The sequence below is a fragment of the Mesorhizobium sp. M0140 genome, assembly GCF_040322475.1.
Lineage (GTDB): Bacteria > Pseudomonadota > Alphaproteobacteria > Rhizobiales > Rhizobiaceae > Mesorhizobium.
Genome location: NZ_JAMYTM010000047.1, coordinates 1 through 17,055, shown reverse-complemented (window position 1 = coordinate 17,055; position 17,055 = coordinate 1). Strand labels below are relative to the sequence as shown.

Sequence of the window (17,055 nt, the reverse complement as noted above, 5' to 3'; positions counted from 1 at the left end):
CTTATGGATCATGATCGATGTTCGATTGGCAAAGACCGCCGGCAAGACCGACATTCCCAGTCAACCCGTCATTCGGGTCCAGGATAGCGAAGGTTGACGATCATGACCATGGCGCAGCAAAAATGCACTCCCGCACCGGATCACCGCTGGTTTTCGTGGCTGACGGATGGATTCGGCTGGTTCGCGACCAAAAAACGGGCACATCTCGATATCAGGGACCTGTCGCCGCATCTGCAGCGCGATCTCGGGTTTCTCGATGGCAACGACCCTTTCGGGCGGCACGGCTAGTGCGGTTGGCCTTATCGCAAACCGGTTGTGGGTCCGGTCAGATGCCAGCCAGCAGGGCGGCGGCGGTCCGTTCATCGGTGATGAGGCCGTTGATCAGCCGCCGGTTCGCGGCCGCTAGGATGCCTGGCAGCTTTCGTTCGCCCATGGCCAGTGCGATGACCAGCGATTTCTCGCGTGACGGTAGCGAAGCCGACGACACCCGGTCGTTGGTGATGCCCTCGATCATGCGGCCCTCCCTATCGAACACCCAGCCGACGATCTCCGCGATGCCGCCGGCCTTCTGCAGCGCCTTCAATTCGCTCTCCGAAATGAAGCCGTCTTCGTAGAGCGGCGCCTTGGGGCCGAGATCGCCGATGCCGATGAAGGTGACGTCGGCTTCCGCCGCCAGCGCCAGCGTCGGCTGGATCATCGGCTGGTTGAGCAGCATCTCGCGCTCCTCCGGCGACGAGGCGATGACCGGCAGCGGCATCGGGAAGGAGCGCGCCTTGACCCTGTCGGCCATGGTGAAGATGACGTTGTAGAAGGCGGCCGAGCCGTCCGGCGAGATGTTGCCGGTCAACGACACCACCTTGTGCTGCGGGCATTCCATTGGCGGCAGCTGCTCGATCGCCGCCTTTAGCGTGCGACCGGTGCCGATCGCCATGACGATCGGGGTCGGCGACCGCAGCCGCCGCTCGATCTCGGCGGCAGCCGCCTCGGCGATGCCGATCGTGGTCGAGGACGAATTGGGGTCGCTCGGCACCACCTCGACCAGATCGAGCGCAAAGCGCGATCTCAGCCGTGCCGCCAGATCGAGACAGTTGGCGATCGGATGGTCGACGCGAACCTTGATCAAGCCCTCCGACACCGCCAGCGATACCAGCCGCTGCGCCGTCTGCCGCGAAATGCCGAGCGTCGAAGCGATCTGGTCCTGTGTGTTGCCGGCAACATAATAAAGCCAGCCGGCGCGCGCCGCATCGTCCAGCCTGTTGCTGCCACCATCCTGCCGGCTATTCAAAGTCCTGCCTCCCGAGACCGCCGGTTGTGAGAGCGGCCCATGCCCCACTTTCGCAGGGAACGGCCAACTGCGCAATTGTCAATCTCGGGAGCAATTGCTTGCTGTTCATCGACGTAAGCACGGCCCAGTTTTTCTTCTCCCACGAAGTCTCTGTCGCCAAAGAGACTTGGCCGCGGTCTCGGCAGGCGGCAGGTTCTTGCGCTCCGAAGGTTTATCTCCCGGCTCAAACCCTTTAAGGGATGGCAAAAAGGAGCCTCACATGATGCCGAAAGCGGTTTTCTGGGACATGGACGGCACGCTTGTCGACAGCGAACCGCTGCATGAAGCAGCCCTGATGGCGGCGATGCGCAATGTCGGCCTTGTCCCGCCGGACGATCTGCATGAGCGCGTGCTCGGCGTTGCCGCCTGGCCGGTCTACGAGATGATGCGCGACGAGTTCGGCCTGGACCTGCCTTTCGACGACTGGATCGTGCGCAAATACGAACACTACCTGCCGCTGGTGGAGAGCCTGAAGCCGCGCCCCGGCGCGATCGAGATCTTCAACGAGCTGCGTGCAAGAGGCATCCAGCAGGCCGTGGTCTCGAATTCGGACCGGATGATCGTCGACGCCAATCTGAGCATGGTCGGCCTGATCTACCCCGGCATGAAGACGATCAGCCGCAACGATGTGCGCGAAGGCAAGCCGCATGCCGAGCCGTTCCTGCGCGCCGCGTATCTGGCCGGCGTCGACCCCGCGCACGCCGTGGCGATCGACGACAGCTGGCCGGGCGCCATGGCAGGGCTGGCGGCGGGCATGAAGACGATCTTCTGGCCGGAAACGCCGATGGGCGGACCGCCCGGCGCCGTCGTCATCAACAGCGCCGAGGAATTGCGGGCTGAACTGGGCCTGTAAGGCAATCAGTTCCGGTAGGCCGGTTCCTGCTCGTCGAGGATCGCCTTCAATTCGCTGAGATGGCGTTCGGCCTGGCCGGGATAGTCGTCCATCTCGCTCGCGGCCTTTTCGGCGATCGCATCTGACAGCGTGCGCAGCGGGCGGCCGGTCCAAAGCGCCTTGATGTAGGTCTCGGCGGCGCGTTCGAAATAGAACATGCGGTTGAAGGCATCGGCGACCGTATCGCCGATGACCAGCACGCCGTGATTGCCCATCACCATCACCTTGACCTTGGGATCGACGAGAAGCTGCGAGCAGCGCTCGCCCTCCTCCTCGAAGGCCAGCCCGCCATAATGCGCGTCCACGACATGGCGATTGAAGAACATCGCCGAATTCTGGTCGATCGGCGGCAATGTCGAGTCAGCGAGCGATGCCAGCACCGTGGCGTGGATCGAGTGCACATGCATGACACAGCGCGCGTGACGCACATTGCGATGGATGGCGCCATGCAGCCCCCACGCCGTCGGGTCGGGCGCATTGGGGCCGGAGAGCGTTTCTGGATCGTTGGCATCGATCATCAGAAGGTCGCTCGCCTTGATGCGCGAGAAATGCACCTGGTTGGGGTTCATCAGGAATTGTGTGCCGCCATCATTGACGGCCAGCGAGAAATGATTGGCCACAGCCTCGTGCATGTTGAGCCGCGCCGTCCAGCGGAAGGCGCAGGCGAGATCGACGCGCTCCTCATAGTAGGGCAGGTTGGTCAGCGTTTCCTTTTGCAGACGGGCAAGGCTCATCGAAAAATCCTCCGGTTTCGGCAAGAATGCCGTGGCCAGTCGATCCCCGCAACCGGTTTTGGTTGGTGCAGGGATAGCTGTCTCACGCCGCCGTGCTGGCAGCGGCAGCGCCGGCTCGCAGGCCGCCATGCTCGATGATGAAATCGATCACCTCCTGCAGCCCCTTGCCGCGCGACAGGTCGGTGAAGCCGAACGGCCGCTTGCCGCGCATGCGGCCGGCGTCGCTCTCCATGACATCGAGGTTGACGTTCACGTAAGGAGCAAGGTCGCTCTTGTTGATCACCAGGAAATCGGAGCGGGTGATTGCCGGCCCGCCCTTGCGCGGGATCTCCTCGCCCTGGCAAACCGAGATGACATAGAGCGTCAGGTCGGCGAGATCGGGCGAGAAGGTGGCGGCGAGGTTGTCGCCGCCGGATTCGATGAAGACGATGTCGAGATCCGGGAATTTCCTGTTCATCTGCGCGATCGCCTGCAGATTGATCGACGCGTCCTCGCGGATGGCGGTGTGCGGGCAGCCGCCGGTCTCGACACCCATGATGCGGTCCTCGGGCAGCGCCTGCAGCCGCGCCAGCATCATGGCGTCTTCCTTGGTGTAGATGTCGTTGGTGACGACGGCGATGGAAAACTCGTCGCGCAGCGCCTTGCACAGTTTTTCGGTCAGCGTCGTCTTGCCCGAACCGACCGGGCCGCCAATGCCGACGCGCAGCGGACCATTTGTCTGTGTCATGTCGGAAACTCCGTGATGGCGAGGATGGCAAAGCCGAGCCCGATCAACAGGCACAGCGGCGAATAATAGCGGACATCGAGCCGCGCGAAAGGCTGTTCCGGCGTCAGCCGCCGCCACCACGGCGTGAAGCCGGCTATGCCGCGTCCCAGGAACACCAGACCGATGAGCAGCGAGGTGGCGGCGAGCCCCTCCTGGGGGAAGGGCGAGGCAAAGACGCCTATGAGCGCAAGCGGCCACAGCGTCGCCAGGCACAGGCACGCGGCGACGGCGAAACTGGCGAACGGCGTCGGCATCTCATCGACGCCGCGAAAGCCGACGACGGCGTGAGCGCAGGAGGCCGCATCCTGGCCCGGCCAGATGCCGCCAAGGCCCCAATAGGCGTGCAGCGCGGTAATCAGGAGTAGAACGGTCGAAAGCGAGAAGGCGAGAAGGATCATGAACGGAACAATCGCGAATACTGGGTTTCGTGCTTCATCGCCATGACATCGGAAACGAAGGCGCAGCCACCGAGATCGTCGAGTGTCGAGCGCGCGGCGCGGGTCGCGGTCGCCAGGGCCAGTGGCTCGAAGCCGGCCAACAGAGCTGTGGCTTTGCTCTGGCCGACGATGCCAAGCCGGATCGCTGCCTGCACGAGGTTGGAGAAGAAGGTTTGCAGGAAGGCCGACAGCGCGTCCTGAAGCCCGATGCCGTTGCCGCCGGCAATGGCGCCGACGGCGACGCAATAGGCGCATTCAGCCGGCAAGCGCTCCAGCACTGGATTTGGCCAGGCCGCCGCCGCTTTGAGGAAGGCCGCACCCTGCAGCATGGTTTCGGTGTGGCGTTCGCGCGAGCCGGCCAGCGCCTCCGCGAGTGCCGCTACTTCATCGAGATCGCCTGCGTTGCGCGCGCGGCGCCAACTCTCGGCGAACAGCACGGCATCGTTCCAGCCGGAGCCCATCTCGACCAGCGTTTCCAGCCAGCAGGCGAGGCTGTCGGCATCGGCAATCAGCCCGTCATGCACCGCGCGCTCGAGACCATGGCTGTAGGAAAAGCCGCCGACCGGAAAGGCAGGCGACAGCCACGCCATCAGCCGCAGCAGGGCGATGTTCGAAGGCTGGTCAGTCATGATCGTGGCGATGGCCGGCATGACTGTGCGAATGGGAATGCGCTTCGCCATGAGAATGGCTGTGCGCTTCCGCGTGGCTGTGCGCATGCGCATGGCCGTGATCATGGCTTTGCCCATCATGGCCGGAATAGGCACCGCGCACCGGTTTGAACGGTTCGGACACGTCGGTCACGGTGGCGCCCAGCCCCTCCAGCATCGCCTTGATGACATGGTCGCGCAGGATGAGGATGCGCCCGGCCTCGATGCTCGCCGCGAGATGGCGATTGCCGATGTGCCAGGCGAGCTCGGCCAGATGCACGCCGTCGCGGGCGCGGATGTCGTAGACCTCTTCCGGCGCCGCGATGATCTCGATATGGCCGCCATCCTCCAGCACCAGACGGTCGCCATCGTTCAAGGCGACGGGCTCGGGCAGGTCGACCAGCACCTTGCTGCCGTCGGCAAGCTCGATGGCGCGGCGGCGCAGATGGCGTTCGTCATGGGCGAGAATGGCCCGGCCGGACGGTAGGGTGGTTCCGGCATTGCCGGCGGACAGCACGGAGACGGCGCGCGGGAATTTGGTGAAGTCGGTGTTGAGGTTGAGCTTCATTTCATGGATCCTCCATTTGCTTGTGCCCGCACACGCGCAGGCCGCGCCAGCACGCGGTCGAAATAGGCGTTGACGCGTTCGGACTCGATCTCAAACCGGCCGGCACGCGCCCAGCCGCCCATGTCGCCGAGCAGCACGTCGACGGCGGAAAACCGAGCGCCCAGCGCAAACGGTTTGTCGCCCAGCCGCCGCTCCAGCGCCTTCAGCTCCGAGGCAAAATCGTAAGCCGCCGCAGGACCGACATCGACGCGTACGTCCTTCGGCAGCAGGAAGCGATGGCGCAATTTGTTCCACAGCGGCGCTTCAAGCTCGCTCTGCGCAAAATGCATCCAGGAATCCATTTCGGCGCGACCGGCTAGGCCTGGGTTGGCGCTCATGCCCATGTCCGCGTGCTTGTCGGCGAGATAGACGCAAATCGCCGCCGAATCCGTCACCGTCAGTTCGCCATCGATGAGGATCGGCACCTTGCCCGATGGGTTGAGCGCATAGGCTTCCGGTGAGCGCAGCCTGACCTCGACGAATTCATAAGGCTGCCCGAGCTCCTCGAGCATCCAGAGAACGCGGCTGACCCGGGATCCGCGCGATCCAACGGCCTTGTACATGTCGAACCCTGCCTTTCCCCAACAAGCTAGACCATCGCGTTCGTTCAGACGATGGTGTCGAAGAGCCGCAGGATGAACGATATCTGATAGATGAGCGCCGCCGTCACGAAGGCGATATGGAAGCGGCGGTCGCGCACCAGGATCGCAATGATGCAAAGCGCGACGAAGACCGGCGTGCGGAACAGGTACTCGCTGCCGAAGCGGGCGAAATGCTCCGGCCCCTTCAGCAGCGTGTCGACCACGTCGAGCATATAGGTCGCCGCCAGCAGGCCGAAGAACCACGCCCGGCGCGAATAGAAGAAATCCTCGTAGCTGGTGTAGTCCAGCATCGAATCGGGAAACAAAAGCGCGCACAGCAGGAACAGCGTGATCGCGTAGAAGATGATGAACAGATACTTGCCGAAGGTCCAGGTTTCGATGGCGTAGAGGCCGAACTCCCACCACCAGAAATGCACCAGCATCAGGAGCACCGAGACGACCCAGGCCAGATGCACGGGATAGAGCTTGTATTGGCCGGGATGCTGGACGATCCGCGCCACCCCCGACAGCAGGCGGGCGACGCCAAGCCCGATCACCATGCCCATGACGATGCGGATATGCGGGAAGATGTCGTGGGCGGAAGCGATTTCGGTGGCCATGCTCGATCACAATGCAACTGGTGGTCGGCCGCATATTGCTGCCTCCCACCAAGGGCTGCAACGGATAAGGCTCGCCCGGTCGAATCGCCGCTTCAAAACAGAAAATACCTCTGCGCCATCGGCAGCACCGTCGCCGGTTCGCAGGTGAGCAATTCACCGTCGGCACGGACCTCGTAGGTTTCCGGGTCGACTTCGACATGCGGCGTGGCGTCGTTGAGCACCATCGAATGCTTGCCGATGCCGCCGCGGGTGTTTTCAACGGCGACGAACTGCTTGTCGACGCCAAGCCTGCCGTGCAGGCCTGATTCGAGCGCGGCTTTCGAAACAAAGGTCACCGACGAGTTGGTCCTTGCCTTGCCATAGGCGCCGAACATGGGCCGGTAGTGCATCGGCTGCGGCGTCGGGATCGAGGCGTTGGGGTCGCCCATCGGGGCGGCGGCGATCATGCCGCCGATCAGCACCATGTCCGGCTTGACGCCGAAGAAGGCCGGGTTCCACAGCACCAGGTCGGCGCGTTTGCCCGCCGCGATCGAGCCGATGTCTTTCGACAGTCCATGCGCGATGGCCGGGTTGATCGTGTATTTGGCGATGTAGCGGCGGACGCGGAAATTGTCGTTGTTGCCGGTCTCCTGCGGCAGCGAGCCGCGCTGGCGCTTCATCTTGTCGGCGGTCTGCCAGGTACGGATCGCCACTTCGCCGACGCGGCCCATGGCTTGGCTGTCCGATGAGATGATCGAGAAGGCACCGATGTCGTGCAAAATGTCTTCCGCCGCGATGGTTTCCTTGCGGATGCGGCTTTCGGCAAAGGCGATGTCTTCGGGGATCGACGGCGACAAATGATGGCAGACCATCAGCATGTCGAGATGCTCGGCCAGCGTGTTGACCGTGTAGGGCCGCGTCGGGTTGGTCGAGGACGGGATGACGTTGGGCAGGCCGCAGACCTTGATGATGTCGGGCGCGTGGCCGCCGCCGGCGCCCTCGGTGTGGAAGGCGTGGATGGTGCGGCCCTTGATAGCCGCGACGGTGTTCTCGACAAAGCCGGATTCGTTCAGCGTGTCGGTGTGGATCATCACCTGCACGTCATAGTCGTCGGCGACCGACAGGCAGCAGTCTATCGCCGCCGGCGTCGTGCCCCAGTCCTCGTGCAGCTTCAGCGAGCAGGCGCCGCCCAGCACCATTTCCTCGAGGGCTGCGGGCAGCGAGGCATTGCCCTTGCCCGACAGGCCGATGTTCATCGGGAAGGCATCGAAGGACTGGATCATGCGGGCCATGTGCCATGGCCCCGGCGTACAGGTGGTGGCCAGCGTGCCGTGCGCCGGACCGGTGCCGCCGCCGAGCATAGTGGTGATGCCTGACATCAGCGCCTCTTCGATCTGCTGCGGGCAGATGAAGTGGATATGCGCATCGAAGCCGCCCGCGGTCAGGATCTTGCCCTCGCCGGCGATGATCTCGGTGCCGGGACCAATGATGATGGTGACGCCATCCTGCGTGTCCGGATTGCCGGCCTTGCCGATGGCCGTGATGCGCCCGTCCCTGAGGCCGACGTCGGCCTTGAAGATGCCTGCGCTAGCATCGATCACCAGCGCGTTGGTGATGACGGTATCGACGGCGCCTTGCGCCCTGGAAACCTGGCTCTGGCCCATGCCGTCGCGGATCACCTTGCCGCCGCCGAATTTCACCTCTTCGCCATGGATGGTGAGATCCTTCTCGACCTCGATGAACAGTTCGGTGTCGGCAAGGCGCACTCTGTCGCCGACCGTCGGGCCATACATCTGCGCATAGGCGGCGCGGGTAATTCTGGCCATCAGCGATTGCTCCTGAAATGCGGTTTGCCGAAATGCGGTGGGATTGAAGCGCGGCTGCACATTGCTGCCATCCTATGGTCACGCAATGACCCGCTGGGCGACACCTTCTGATCCCATTTGGCGGTTGAGGTTAGGGGGTCACCCCAGACCGACCGTTTGCCAATCGATGGAAAGGAAAATCCATGCGCAAAACAATAATTCTTGCCGCTGCTGCCAGCCTGATGCTGGCGGGCGCCGCGGGTGCCCAGCAGCAACCCGCGCCACAGCCCGCTCCGGCGCCGGCAACGCCTGCTCCAGCCACGCCCCAGGCTCAGCCTGCGGTGCCGACGATCCAGAGCGTCAACATCGTCGACATCACCGAGCTGCCGAAGGACACCCAGACGCAGGTCAACCAGGTGATCGCCCAGCGTGGCGATGACGGCCTGAAGAAACTGCGCAGCTCGATCGACGCCACGCCCAAGGTGAAGTCGGCGCTGGAAGCCAAGGGGCTCAGTTCGGCGCAAGTCGTCGCCGCCAGCATGGAACCCAATGGCGCACTGACCCTGATCACCAAGAAGGCGAGCTGACGAGACGGCACGGCGGGCCGGCATCCGGCCTGCCGGCCGCATCGGGAAAGGAACCTTCGCCGGGCGGGATTCGTTTTGTTCTTTTCGCGCTAACCCGCGCCCCGAAACGACTTCTCTCAGGAGCGAGCGATGGCGATCACTTCTTTCTTGACCAGAATGCAGGCAGTCGCCGCCACGGCGTTCTTGGCGGCGGCAGGGTCTGTTGCCGGATTGAAAGCGCAAGGGCTGGAAAGCACGGAGACCGTCAACCGCATCGTCGGCTCGCACGTCAAGCAGGAAGAGGCCAAGGCCACCGCCGAAGCCCGCAGCGTCAACACGGCGATCGACCGCACGCGTGAAAACATCGGTACGGTGCGCAAGACGTCCAAGCTCGACAAGGTCGACATCGTGTTCCTCACCGACGCCGCGCGCAGCGAAGGCGGCCCGCCGCCGGAGATCGAAAGCAAGGTCAAGCAGCATCAAGACGACATCACGGAGCTGCGCAAGGAGATCGAGGCCAACGCGCTGCTGTTCAACGCCATCGAATCGCGGCGCGTGCAGGCGCAGGATGTCCTCGCCGTCGAATTCGACAATCCCGGAAAGATCGTCATCTACGCCGCGGCCAAGCCATCGAACTGAGCTGAGCGCGCCGGGAGATCTCACAGCTTGCCCATCACCTTCTGCTGAAATCCGTAGACCTCGCGCTTGCCGCCGAGCGGCACCAGCGTGACGTCGCGCTCCTGGCCCGGCTCGAAACGCATGGCCGTGCCCGCGGCAATGTCGAGACGCATGCCCCTGGCACGCTCGCGGTCGAATTTCAGCCCCTCATTGGTCTCGAAGAAATGGTAGTGGCTGCCGACCTGGATCGGCCGGTCGCCGCTGTTGGCGACTTTCAGGGTGACGGTCGGCAGGCCCTTGTTGAGCTCGATGTCGCCGTCCACCGTGATGATCTCACCGGGGATCATGGTCACCCTCACACGATGCCGAAGGCGAGGCCGATGCCGATCGCCGCGCAGGCGGCACCGGCAGTACGGGCCAAGCCGCGGAACCGGATGCCGAGACCGAGACCGGCGGCGATGCCGGTGGCATGCAGCAACAGCGTGGCGATGGCAAAGCCGGCCATGTATTCAAGCCCGCCGGCATTCTCCGGCACCTCGGTGCCATGCGCGTGGCCGTGGAACAGCGCGAACAGGCCGATGATGGCGACGCCGGCCGAGACCGGCAGATCGACCGCCAGCGCCACCAGCAGCCCGAGCGCCACGATTGAGGCCAGTATGCCGGGTTCGACGAAGGGCAGCGGCATATGCAAAATGCCCAGCGCGCCGCCGACCAGCATGACACCGACAAAGGCCGCCGGCCAGGCAAGAACCGCCTTGCCGCCCTTGATCGCTGCCCACAGTCCGACCGCGATCATCACCGTCATGTGATCGAGCCCGGAAAGCGGGTGCATGAAGCCGGCCGTGAAGGAGGAGGCCGTGCCGATGCCGACATGGGCATAGGCCGGCATGGCAGCGGCCAGCAGCAGGATCGCCGACAGGGAGAGGCGTTTGGCAGGGATCATTCTATTGCCTTTCGTTTTGCTCGGTCTGGTGTTTACGCCGCCTTGCGGGGGCCGCAGCCTTCGGCCTTGAGAACGCGTTTACTCGACGCCGGGTATTTCTTCAGCATCGCTGCCGGGCGGATCGGCCGCGCCGAAAAACCACCGCCGCAATTGGGGCAGATGCCGCCCAACACCTGTTCCACGCATCCGGCGCAAAAGGTGCACTCGAAGGTGCAGATCAGCGCATCCGTCGCCTCGGGCGGCAGGTCCTTGTCGCAGCATTCGCAGTTGGGACGCAGCTCCAGCATCCTGTCCTCCTCAACGGATCGGTTCGTGCACGGTCACCAGCTTGGTGCCGTCGGGAAAAGTCGCCTCGACCTGCACGTCATGGATCATCTCGGCGATGCCTTCCATGACTTGCGCGCGGCTGACGACATGAGCGCCGGCTTCCATCAGTTCGGCGACCGGACGGCCGTCGCGGGCGCCTTCGACGACGAAGTCGGTGATCAGCGCGATCGCTTCCGGATGGTTGAGCTTGACGCCGCGTTCGAGCCGCTTGCGCGCCACGATCGCCGCCATGGCGATCAGCAGCTTGTCCTTTTCCCTCGGCGTCAGGTTCATGCGTTTCCCTGGATTGGTAGAGACAGGCCTATAGTGACCATAATTTGGGCAGCCCCGCCCTTCCGTTGAGCAATTCGACGAGTGGAACCAGCCGCTGGCGCAGCCGGTAGCCGTCCCCGGCGTAGAGCCTCGCAAGAAGCTTGCCAGATTTCTTCACGCACCAGGCGCTGGCGCTGCCTTGGTCGCCGACGATCTCCAGAACCTGGTCGAGCAGGGCCTCGGCGCGCGGCGACACCAGAAGCAGCGTCGCCACCGCGATCGCGCCGCCGGCAACGGCCGGGCGGTCGAGCCTGGCGGCGATATCGGGTCCGATGCGGAAATCCTCGGCATGAATGAGGGCGCCATCCTGGCGCACGCGCCAGCGGTCATGGAAGTTGCCCTGCGTGGCGCGCTCGCCCATAGCCAGGCGACCGAAGACGGCGGCTTCCAGCACCAGCGCCTCGGCGCCGACGGCAAGCTCGACGTCGAGCGTGCGGGCAAAGGCCGCCCGGTCGAAGACGATGGTTTCCTGCGGCAGCCAGGCGATGCGGCCGTTTTCCCCGACCGACAAATTGACCCGCACTTCGGCACGGTCGGATGCCGCCCGGTAGATCTTCTCGCAGGCCTGCGTGGTGATCGATGCCGAAGCGGCCGCGCCGACATCCACGTCCCAGGCGATACGGTCGCCGCCGGTCATCCCGCCGGCGGTGTTGATCAGCACCGCTTCGAGCGGATCGGCCGAGACGGCCGGCATTCTTATCTTGGCGGCGCCGTCCTGATAGAGGCGCCGCAGGCGCGTGCGGCCCTCACGGAGCGCGCAGGAAAGCCGCGCGACGCCCGCAACGCGCTGCGTCGAAATCCCGCCATGTTCGCCCATATCCATGCCTGCACGTTAAGCACTCCGGCGGCTTTGTCGATATGGAGTTCGATATAGCTTGTTGCTTGACAACGTTTCGGTTTCTATAGAGGGAACCACCTTGGTACGGTCATGCTGCGCTTGGCGGGGGTATTAAACGACGACGGCGGCTTGATACCAGGAGAAAAAGGGGCGCTGCTCAGTTGGCGTCGGGAAACGTCGAGATAGTGGGGAAGGAACCGAATGGCCGACCAGCTGGCAACGGATATCATCGCGAAGATCAAGGCTCATGCCGAGCCGGGCGGCGAAGAAATCACCACCACCACCGAATTGACCTCGCTTGGCATCCATTCGCTCGAGCTGACGGAGATTATCTTCGATCTTGAGGAAGAGTATGGCATCGAGATCGAGATGAACACGGTCGACGCCTGGAGCAATCTGAAGAATGTCGGCGACATGGTCGAAGCTGTGCGCGCGCTGATCGCGAAAAAAGCCTGAACTGAATGCGGCAGCGCGTTGTCATCACCGGCATGGGCGGCATTTGCGGGCTCGGCACCAGCGCGCCCGCGATCTGGAACGAGATGCGCGCCGGCCGCTCGGCCATCGGCCAGATCACAAGTCCCCAACTGCATGATTTGAAGGTCAAGGTCGGCTGCGAAATCAAGGCGCTTCCCGATCACGGCATCGACCGCAAGCAGACCGTGTCGATGGACCGCTTCAGCCTGCTGGCGACGATCGCAGCCAGGGAAGCCATGCAGCAGGCCGGCCTGACTTCGAATGAAGCCACCACCTATCGGATGGGCACCGTCGTCGGCGTCGGCGTCTGCGGCTGGGAGGCGATCGAAGAGAGCTATCGTGCCATCCTGGTCGAGGGCAAGAACCGCGCCGGTATCTTCACCGTGCCAAAGGTTATGCCAAGCGCGGCCTCCGGCCACGTCAGCATGAGTCTGGGCCTGCGCGGCCCGGTCTTCGGTGTCACCTCGGCCTGCTCCTCATCCAACCACGCCATCGCCTCGGCCGTCGACCAGATCAGGCTTGGCCGCGCCGACGTGATGGTCGCCGGCGGCACCGATGCGCCGCTGGTCTGGGGCATCCTGAAGGGCTGGGAAGCATTGCGCGTGCTGGCGCCCGACACCTGCCGGCCATTCTCGGCCGACCGCCAGGGACTGTCGCTCGGCGAGGGCGCCGGCATGGCGGTCCTGGAGACGTATGAGCATGCCATGGCGCGCGGCGCCACCATCCTTGCCGAGGTCGCCGGCGCCGGCCTCTCCGCCGACGCCTCCGACATTGTCGCTCCGACCGTCGAAGGGCCGACGGCGGCCATGCGCGCCTGCCTGGCCGATGCCGGCTTCAATCCCGAGGATGTCGACTACCTCAATGCCCATGGCACCGGCACCAAGGCCAACGACCAGATCGAGACGGCAGCGATCAAGCGCGTCTTCGGCGACCATGCCTACAAGCTTTCGGTGTCGTCGACCAAGTCGATGCACGCCCATTGCCTGGGCGCATCGGGTGCGCTGGAGATGATCGCCTGCGTGATGGCGATCCGCGAAGGCATCGTGCCGCCGACGGCCAATTTTCGTGAGGCCGATCCCGATTGCGACCTCGACGTCACGCCGAATGTGCCGCGCGAGCGCAAGGTGCGCGCCGCGATCAGCAACGGCTTCGCGTTCGGCGGCACCAATGCCGTGCTGGCCTTCAAGGCCGTCTGAACGCAAAGGCCGGGCGCGCGATCTGCCCCAAGCAGGCCGTTCCGTTGACTGTTCGCGCGCAACGAAACCCTTGCACGCCATTGATCGTGCCGTGCGCCGCGTCTAATCCTTGGCCGACCCGCCAAAACCGCGCCGCTCGGCGCGAATCCTCATTCAGGAGTTTCCATGGCCGACCTGTCCGCCTTTCCGATCGCAACGCGTTGGCCGGCCAAGCGTCCGGATCAGCTCCAGCTCTATTCGGCGACAACGCCGAACGGCGTGAAGATTTCGATCGCCCTGGAGGAACTCGGCCTGCCTTACGAGCCGCATTGGGTCAACATCGGCCAGAACGAAAGCTGGACACCGGAATTCCTGTCGCTCAACCCCAACGGCAAGATACCGGCGATCATCGATCCGAACGGTCCGGACGGCAAGCCGATCGGCCTGTTCGAATCCGGCGCCATCCTGCTCTACCTCGCTGAAAAGACCGGCCTGCTCATGCCCATCGATGCTGCGCGCCGCTACGAGACCATCCAGTGGGTGTTCTTCCAGATGGCCTCGGTCGGGCCGATGTTCGGCCAGGTCGGCTTCTTCCACAAATTCGCCGGTCGCGAGATCGCCGACAAACGCCCTCTGGAGCGCTATCGTGACGAGTCAAAGCGACTGCTCGGCGTGCTCGACGGCCGGCTGAAGGGGCGCAAGTGGATCATGGGCAATGACTACACCATCGCCGACATCTCGCTGCTCGGCTGGGTGCGCAACCTGATCGGCTTCTACGAAGCCCGCGAACTCGTCGGCTTTGACGATTTCGTCAATGTCTCGCCATGGCTGGAGCGCGGCCTGGCGCGGCCGGCGGTGCAGAAAGGCCTGACCATCCCCGCCAAGGGATAGCCGAACCAGCCTCCGAAGCGCGGCTATTTTGCCTTCGCTTTGGCTTTCGAACCGCCTTTGCCCATGACGGAAGCAGCGAGCGACGCAGCACCTCGGGCGGCGACCATGACCGCGCCGGCAGCGACGTTGGCCGTCGCCTTGGCCGTGCGCATCGCGCTGCCGCTCACGGAGTCGCTGGAGCTTGCGGGCTTCTTCGGCTTTGCGGCTTTCGGCGCGGCTTTCGCTGCGGTCGGCACCACTTTCTTCGGCGCTGCCTTGCCGAAGGCCGGCTTGGCGTCCTTCGAACGGGCTGTCATCGCCGGGCCGGCGCCGGCCTTGGATTGGGTCGCCTTGCCCTTGGCGGGCGCGGGCTTTCTTGCCTTGATTGCCATTGGACCGAATCCCTCTTTTGGCATAATTGCCGTGTCGGGATAACGGCCTGAAAGTCTTAAGGTTCCCCTTGCGCAATCCGTCGAATCAAGCGGAAAGGCCGATCACCAGATCGGCAGCCCGGCGCCGCGCGAGCACGCGTTCGATGTTGGGCAGGTCGTTGGACGCGATCCAGGCGCGCGCATCTTCGTCGGAGCGGCCATGTCCGTGCCAGCGCTCCATCAGGCGGCGCTCGAGTTCGTTGCGCGGCACGTCGACGAAGATCGAGAAATCGAACAGCGGCGCCAGCCGCGACCACGGCTCTTCGTCGAGCAGCAGGTAATTGCCCTCGACCAGGATGAACTTGGTTTCCGTGGCGACGATCGAGGCGGCGGCGCGCGACAGCTCCATGCTGCGGTCGAAGACCGGGATGGCGATATCGGCTTCGCCGGCCCGGATACGCTTCAGCAAGGTTTCGAAACCGGCAAAGTCAAAGGTTTCCGGCGCACCCTTTCGGGTGCGCAAGCCGCGCCGCTCGAGCACGGCGTCGTCATAGTGGAAGCCATCCATCGGCACGACTTCCGAAGCACCTTCGGGCAGCAGTTCATGCAGCCGCGCCGACAGCGTCGACTTGCCGGAGCCTGGTGGCCCGGCAATGGCCACGATGAAGCGGTTTGCCTTGCCGGCACGCTTGAAGATGGTGGCGGCGAGATGGGCGATTTCGGACATGAGAGCCTCTCTGGCAGGAGCTTCAAATCCACCATGTTCCGCATGATGATTTCGGCCACATCTTGGCGGCAGTTCACGGAAATTTCAAACCCTGCGGCCGCGCAATCCCATCAAGCGGGCGCAGGCTGGCCAATGCGCAGGAAATCGCTGTCGAAGGGAACCTCCCGCGTCGCGCCACCCGTCACCAGTCGTATGCGGCCATCCGCCGTCGTGATCGCCTGTGGCGGCTCGCCGCCGGCCAGCGGAATGGCGCCGATGACATGGCGAAAGGACACGCTTTGGCCTTCGCCCAGTGCAAAGGCGGTCGCGACCCCTTCGCGCTTCAGCCAGTTGTCGCCGATCGAGGCGGCATGGCCGACGGCGGCGCGGCCATCCTCGATGCCGAGCACGCCCAGGTGGCGACCGCTCCAGGGCGCGTAGTCGCGCCCGCCATTACTGAGCCACAGCATGGTGATCGGCAGTTCGGCCGGGTTCTTCAGCACCAGCACCAGATCGTCTTCGGCCTCTCGTGCAAGCGCGGTCCAGCCCGGCCCGCCATGATCCGCCTCGACCAGCGTGAGGAAATCCTCGCGGCGGTCGTCCATGCGGTATTCCGTCAGGTCGAGCGTACCGCCGCCGGCGGCGGGGAATTGGCTGAGATCGGCGGATCGTGCCGGATAGGCCAGCAGGAAGCGGCCGCGCGCGGGATCCGGCTCCAGCGGGTCGTCCAGCGTCGCCGCAAACCGCTTCGGCGAAAAGGCCAGCCTGCCGCCGCCCGTCATCGCCGTCATCGGGTGATGCGCGACCGAGATGGCACCATGGCCGCCGGAAAACGCATGCTCCTGGTAGAGGAAGGGATGGCCGTCGCGCAGCGTCAGGATCTTGTCGACGCTGGCACCCATCACCTTGTGCCGCAGGCGGTAGACCGCGCGCCAGCCATCATCCGTCGCGGCACTTTCGGCGATGTCCCAGGCGCTGTTGGCCGGCCAGCCATGCAGCGGCGCTTCCTCGACATCGCTGCGCGAAAACGGCGCGCAGAGAAAATCGCCGGACAGCCGAACCGTACCTTCCGGCAAATTGTCCGGCAGCGTCTCATTCGCATCGACCCAGGGCGCGCGGTGCAGCGGCTTCAGCTGCCGCCCACCACCCTCGACGACCATGTCGGCGATGTGGCCGACCGTGAGGTCGAGCGAAACCGAAATTCCTCGGGCCTTGATGGTCTGGATGGTCATTGCGCTCTCACCGATTCTGCAGGCGCAAACTGGCCTGTTCGGCGGTGGCTGCGCAAGCACCGCAATCGGCATTTTTGCATCAGAATGAGGGTGGCGACTAATCGCCGAACGTCGGCGCTGCCCCCGCTCCGCCTCGCTACGCGAGGCACCTTGTATCTACACGAGAGAGATTTCGTGGGATTAGAGCGATTGAGCCAAGGTCCGGGCGGCCGCCCGGACCTTGGCTTGGCG

Annotated in this window: 24 protein-coding genes; 7 read left to right on the top strand and 17 right to left on the bottom strand. The window is 64.3% G+C overall.

The features are described 5' to 3' along the window. Positions 1–102: 102 nt before the first annotated feature. A complete protein-coding gene (locus NKJ37_RS29635; protein WP_023810702.1) occupies positions 103–288 on the top strand; it encodes a hypothetical protein in 186 nt (61 codons plus the stop codon). A 37-nt stretch (positions 289–325) separates the two neighbouring features. Here NKJ37_RS29635 and NKJ37_RS29630 read toward each other — a convergent pair whose 3' ends face one another. Then, entirely contained in the window at positions 326–1,285 is a 960-nt protein-coding gene (locus tag NKJ37_RS29630; protein WP_023810701.1) for a sugar-binding transcriptional regulator, read from the bottom strand. 259 nt (positions 1,286–1,544) lie between these two features. Here NKJ37_RS29630 and NKJ37_RS29625 point away from each other — a divergent pair, with 259 nt between their 5' ends. Next, positions 1,545–2,177: an HAD family hydrolase gene (locus NKJ37_RS29625; protein ID WP_352440557.1), complete on the top strand. Its 633-nt coding sequence runs from the start codon at positions 1,545–1,547 to the stop codon at positions 2,175–2,177. A 5-nt stretch (positions 2,178–2,182) separates the two neighbouring features. Here the strand turns inward: NKJ37_RS29625 and NKJ37_RS29620 are convergent, their stop codons facing one another. The 8 genes from NKJ37_RS29620 to ureC all read right to left on the bottom strand — a co-directional run bounded on the left by NKJ37_RS29620 (position 2,183) and on the right by ureC (position 8,413). Further along, a complete protein-coding gene (locus NKJ37_RS29620) occupies positions 2,183–2,950 on the bottom strand; it encodes a class II aldolase and adducin N-terminal domain-containing protein (protein ID WP_292338211.1) in 768 nt (255 codons plus the stop codon). An 82-nt stretch (positions 2,951–3,032) separates the two neighbouring features. Next, on the bottom strand, positions 3,033–3,677 hold the full coding sequence (gene ureG, locus NKJ37_RS29615) for an urease accessory protein UreG (RefSeq protein WP_013528407.1): 645 nt from the start codon (positions 3,675–3,677) through the stop codon (positions 3,033–3,035). After that, positions 3,674–4,114: a DUF3995 domain-containing protein gene (locus NKJ37_RS29610; RefSeq protein ID WP_128304225.1), complete on the bottom strand. Its 441-nt coding sequence runs from the start codon at positions 4,112–4,114 to the stop codon at positions 3,674–3,676. Before NKJ37_RS29610 ends, ureG begins: the two co-directional genes overlap by 4 nt. Then, entirely contained in the window at positions 4,111–4,782 is a 672-nt protein-coding gene (locus tag NKJ37_RS29605; protein WP_023810697.1) for an urease accessory protein UreF, read from the bottom strand. Before NKJ37_RS29605 ends, NKJ37_RS29610 begins: the two co-directional genes overlap by 4 nt. Continuing rightward, positions 4,775–5,368: an urease accessory protein UreE gene (ureE, locus tag NKJ37_RS29600; RefSeq protein ID WP_023810696.1), complete on the bottom strand. Its 594-nt coding sequence runs from the start codon at positions 5,366–5,368 to the stop codon at positions 4,775–4,777. The genes NKJ37_RS29605 and ureE overlap by 8 nt, the downstream gene beginning before the upstream one ends. Next, positions 5,365–5,970: a glutathione S-transferase family protein gene (locus NKJ37_RS29595; protein WP_023810695.1), complete on the bottom strand. Its 606-nt coding sequence runs from the start codon at positions 5,968–5,970 to the stop codon at positions 5,365–5,367. Before NKJ37_RS29595 ends, ureE begins: the two co-directional genes overlap by 4 nt. A 44-nt stretch (positions 5,971–6,014) precedes the next feature. After that, positions 6,015–6,608 carry a hypothetical protein gene (locus NKJ37_RS29590; protein WP_023810694.1) on the bottom strand — a complete coding sequence of 198 codons (594 nt, stop codon included), beginning with the start codon at positions 6,606–6,608 and terminating at the stop codon, positions 6,015–6,017. A gap of 92 nt (positions 6,609–6,700) precedes the next feature. Further along, positions 6,701–8,413 carry an urease subunit alpha gene (gene ureC / locus NKJ37_RS29585; protein WP_502896737.1) on the bottom strand — a complete coding sequence of 571 codons (1,713 nt, stop codon included), beginning with the start codon at positions 8,411–8,413 and terminating at the stop codon, positions 6,701–6,703. Positions 8,414–8,595: 182 nt separating this feature from the next. Here ureC and NKJ37_RS29580 point away from each other — a divergent pair, with 182 nt between their 5' ends. Continuing rightward, positions 8,596–8,979, top strand: coding sequence for a hypothetical protein (locus NKJ37_RS29580; RefSeq protein ID WP_352440556.1), 384 nt, complete (start codon positions 8,596–8,598; stop codon positions 8,977–8,979). A gap of 129 nt (positions 8,980–9,108) precedes the next feature. Then, positions 9,109–9,597 carry a hypothetical protein gene (locus NKJ37_RS29575; RefSeq protein ID WP_352440555.1) on the top strand — a complete coding sequence of 163 codons (489 nt, stop codon included), beginning with the start codon at positions 9,109–9,111 and terminating at the stop codon, positions 9,595–9,597. Positions 9,598–9,617: 20 nt separating this feature from the next. Here NKJ37_RS29575 and NKJ37_RS29570 read toward each other — a convergent pair whose 3' ends face one another. From NKJ37_RS29570 to NKJ37_RS29550, 5 genes are read right to left on the bottom strand one after another with little or no spacing between them, the layout of a single operon-like run. After that, positions 9,618–9,923 (bottom strand): urease subunit beta, encoded by a 306-nt coding sequence (locus tag NKJ37_RS29570; RefSeq protein ID WP_352440554.1) that lies wholly within the window; start codon positions 9,921–9,923, stop codon positions 9,618–9,620. 8 nt (positions 9,924–9,931) lie between these two features. Further along, positions 9,932–10,519 carry a HupE/UreJ family protein gene (locus NKJ37_RS29565; RefSeq protein WP_128304229.1) on the bottom strand — a complete coding sequence of 196 codons (588 nt, stop codon included), beginning with the start codon at positions 10,517–10,519 and terminating at the stop codon, positions 9,932–9,934. A 32-nt stretch (positions 10,520–10,551) separates the two neighbouring features. Further along, positions 10,552–10,806, bottom strand: a complete 255-nt coding sequence (locus tag NKJ37_RS29560) for a DUF1272 domain-containing protein (protein WP_027161066.1) — start codon at positions 10,804–10,806, stop codon at positions 10,552–10,554. Between the two features lie 10 nt (positions 10,807–10,816). Further along, positions 10,817–11,119 carry an urease subunit gamma gene (locus tag NKJ37_RS29555; RefSeq protein ID WP_015314510.1) on the bottom strand — a complete coding sequence of 101 codons (303 nt, stop codon included), beginning with the start codon at positions 11,117–11,119 and terminating at the stop codon, positions 10,817–10,819. Positions 11,120–11,147: 28 nt separating this feature from the next. Beyond that, positions 11,148–11,981, bottom strand: a complete 834-nt coding sequence (locus tag NKJ37_RS29550; protein ID WP_502897880.1) for an urease accessory protein UreD — start codon at positions 11,979–11,981, stop codon at positions 11,148–11,150. Between the two features lie 216 nt (positions 11,982–12,197). Here NKJ37_RS29550 and NKJ37_RS29545 point away from each other — a divergent pair, with 216 nt between their 5' ends. The 3 genes from NKJ37_RS29545 to NKJ37_RS29535 all read left to right on the top strand — a co-directional run bounded on the left by NKJ37_RS29545 (position 12,198) and on the right by NKJ37_RS29535 (position 14,536). Continuing rightward, positions 12,198–12,452, top strand: a complete 255-nt coding sequence (locus NKJ37_RS29545; RefSeq protein WP_013528393.1) for an acyl carrier protein — start codon at positions 12,198–12,200, stop codon at positions 12,450–12,452. 5 nt (positions 12,453–12,457) lie between these two features. Further along, positions 12,458–13,666, top strand: coding sequence for a beta-ketoacyl-[acyl-carrier-protein] synthase family protein (locus tag NKJ37_RS29540; protein WP_128304230.1), 1,209 nt, complete (start codon positions 12,458–12,460; stop codon positions 13,664–13,666). Between the two features lie 165 nt (positions 13,667–13,831). Then, complete coding sequence (locus NKJ37_RS29535; RefSeq protein WP_352553086.1) at positions 13,832–14,536, top strand: glutathione S-transferase family protein; 705 nt, start codon at positions 13,832–13,834, stop codon at positions 14,534–14,536. Positions 14,537–14,559: 23 nt separating this feature from the next. Here NKJ37_RS29535 and NKJ37_RS29530 read toward each other — a convergent pair whose 3' ends face one another. From NKJ37_RS29530 to NKJ37_RS29520, 3 genes are all read right to left on the bottom strand, one after another. Next, positions 14,560–14,907: a hypothetical protein gene (locus NKJ37_RS29530; RefSeq protein ID WP_352553299.1), complete on the bottom strand. Its 348-nt coding sequence runs from the start codon at positions 14,905–14,907 to the stop codon at positions 14,560–14,562. An 85-nt stretch (positions 14,908–14,992) separates the two neighbouring features. Then, positions 14,993–15,613: a nucleoside triphosphate hydrolase gene (locus NKJ37_RS29525; RefSeq protein ID WP_352720804.1), complete on the bottom strand. Its 621-nt coding sequence runs from the start codon at positions 15,611–15,613 to the stop codon at positions 14,993–14,995. Between the two features lie 110 nt (positions 15,614–15,723). After that, a complete protein-coding gene (locus NKJ37_RS29520; protein ID WP_352610987.1) occupies positions 15,724–16,824 on the bottom strand; it encodes a hypothetical protein in 1,101 nt (366 codons plus the stop codon). Positions 16,825–17,055 lie beyond the last annotated feature (231 nt).

Excerpts from the sequence above, each read along its gene's own strand:
- NKJ37_RS29635 (WP_023810702.1), top strand. The coding sequence starts at position 103 with ATGACCATGGCGCAGCAAAAATGCACTCCCGCACCGGATCACCGCTGG.
- NKJ37_RS29625 (WP_352440557.1), top strand. The coding sequence starts at position 1,545 with ATGATGCCGAAAGCGGTTTTCTGGGACATGGACGGCACGCTTGTCGAC.
- NKJ37_RS29620 (WP_292338211.1), bottom strand. The coding sequence starts at position 2,950 with ATGAGCCTTGCCCGTCTGCAAAAGGAAACGCTGACCAACCTGCCCTAC.
- ureG (WP_013528407.1), bottom strand. The coding sequence starts at position 3,677 with ATGACACAGACAAATGGTCCGCTGCGCGTCGGCATTGGCGGCCCGGTC.
- NKJ37_RS29610 (WP_128304225.1), bottom strand. The coding sequence starts at position 4,114 with ATGATCCTTCTCGCCTTCTCGCTTTCGACCGTTCTACTCCTGATTACC.
- NKJ37_RS29605 (WP_023810697.1), bottom strand. The coding sequence starts at position 4,782 with ATGACTGACCAGCCTTCGAACATCGCCCTGCTGCGGCTGATGGCGTGG.
- ureE (WP_023810696.1), bottom strand. The coding sequence starts at position 5,368 with ATGAAGCTCAACCTCAACACCGACTTCACCAAATTCCCGCGCGCCGTC.
- NKJ37_RS29595 (WP_023810695.1), bottom strand. The coding sequence starts at position 5,970 with ATGTACAAGGCCGTTGGATCGCGCGGATCCCGGGTCAGCCGCGTTCTC.
- NKJ37_RS29590 (WP_023810694.1), bottom strand. The coding sequence starts at position 6,608 with ATGGCCACCGAAATCGCTTCCGCCCACGACATCTTCCCGCATATCCGC.
- ureC (WP_502896737.1), bottom strand. The coding sequence starts at position 8,413 with ATGGCCAGAATTACCCGCGCCGCCTATGCGCAGATGTATGGCCCGACG.
- NKJ37_RS29580 (WP_352440556.1), top strand. The coding sequence starts at position 8,596 with ATGCGCAAAACAATAATTCTTGCCGCTGCTGCCAGCCTGATGCTGGCG.
- NKJ37_RS29575 (WP_352440555.1), top strand. The coding sequence starts at position 9,109 with ATGGCGATCACTTCTTTCTTGACCAGAATGCAGGCAGTCGCCGCCACG.
- NKJ37_RS29570 (WP_352440554.1), bottom strand. The coding sequence starts at position 9,923 with ATGATCCCCGGTGAGATCATCACGGTGGACGGCGACATCGAGCTCAAC.
- NKJ37_RS29565 (WP_128304229.1), bottom strand. The coding sequence starts at position 10,519 with ATGATCCCTGCCAAACGCCTCTCCCTGTCGGCGATCCTGCTGCTGGCC.
- NKJ37_RS29560 (WP_027161066.1), bottom strand. The coding sequence starts at position 10,806 with ATGCTGGAGCTGCGTCCCAACTGCGAATGCTGCGACAAGGACCTGCCG.
- NKJ37_RS29555 (WP_015314510.1), bottom strand. The coding sequence starts at position 11,119 with ATGAACCTGACGCCGAGGGAAAAGGACAAGCTGCTGATCGCCATGGCG.
- NKJ37_RS29550 (WP_502897880.1), bottom strand. The coding sequence starts at position 11,981 with ATGGATATGGGCGAACATGGCGGGATTTCGACGCAGCGCGTTGCGGGC.
- NKJ37_RS29545 (WP_013528393.1), top strand. The coding sequence starts at position 12,198 with ATGGCCGACCAGCTGGCAACGGATATCATCGCGAAGATCAAGGCTCAT.
- NKJ37_RS29540 (WP_128304230.1), top strand. The coding sequence starts at position 12,458 with ATGCGGCAGCGCGTTGTCATCACCGGCATGGGCGGCATTTGCGGGCTC.
- NKJ37_RS29535 (WP_352553086.1), top strand. The coding sequence starts at position 13,832 with ATGGCCGACCTGTCCGCCTTTCCGATCGCAACGCGTTGGCCGGCCAAG.
- NKJ37_RS29530 (WP_352553299.1), bottom strand. The coding sequence starts at position 14,907 with ATGGCAATCAAGGCAAGAAAGCCCGCGCCCGCCAAGGGCAAGGCGACC.
- NKJ37_RS29525 (WP_352720804.1), bottom strand. The coding sequence starts at position 15,613 with ATGTCCGAAATCGCCCATCTCGCCGCCACCATCTTCAAGCGTGCCGGC.
- NKJ37_RS29520 (WP_352610987.1), bottom strand. The coding sequence starts at position 16,824 with ATGACCATCCAGACCATCAAGGCCCGAGGAATTTCGGTTTCGCTCGAC.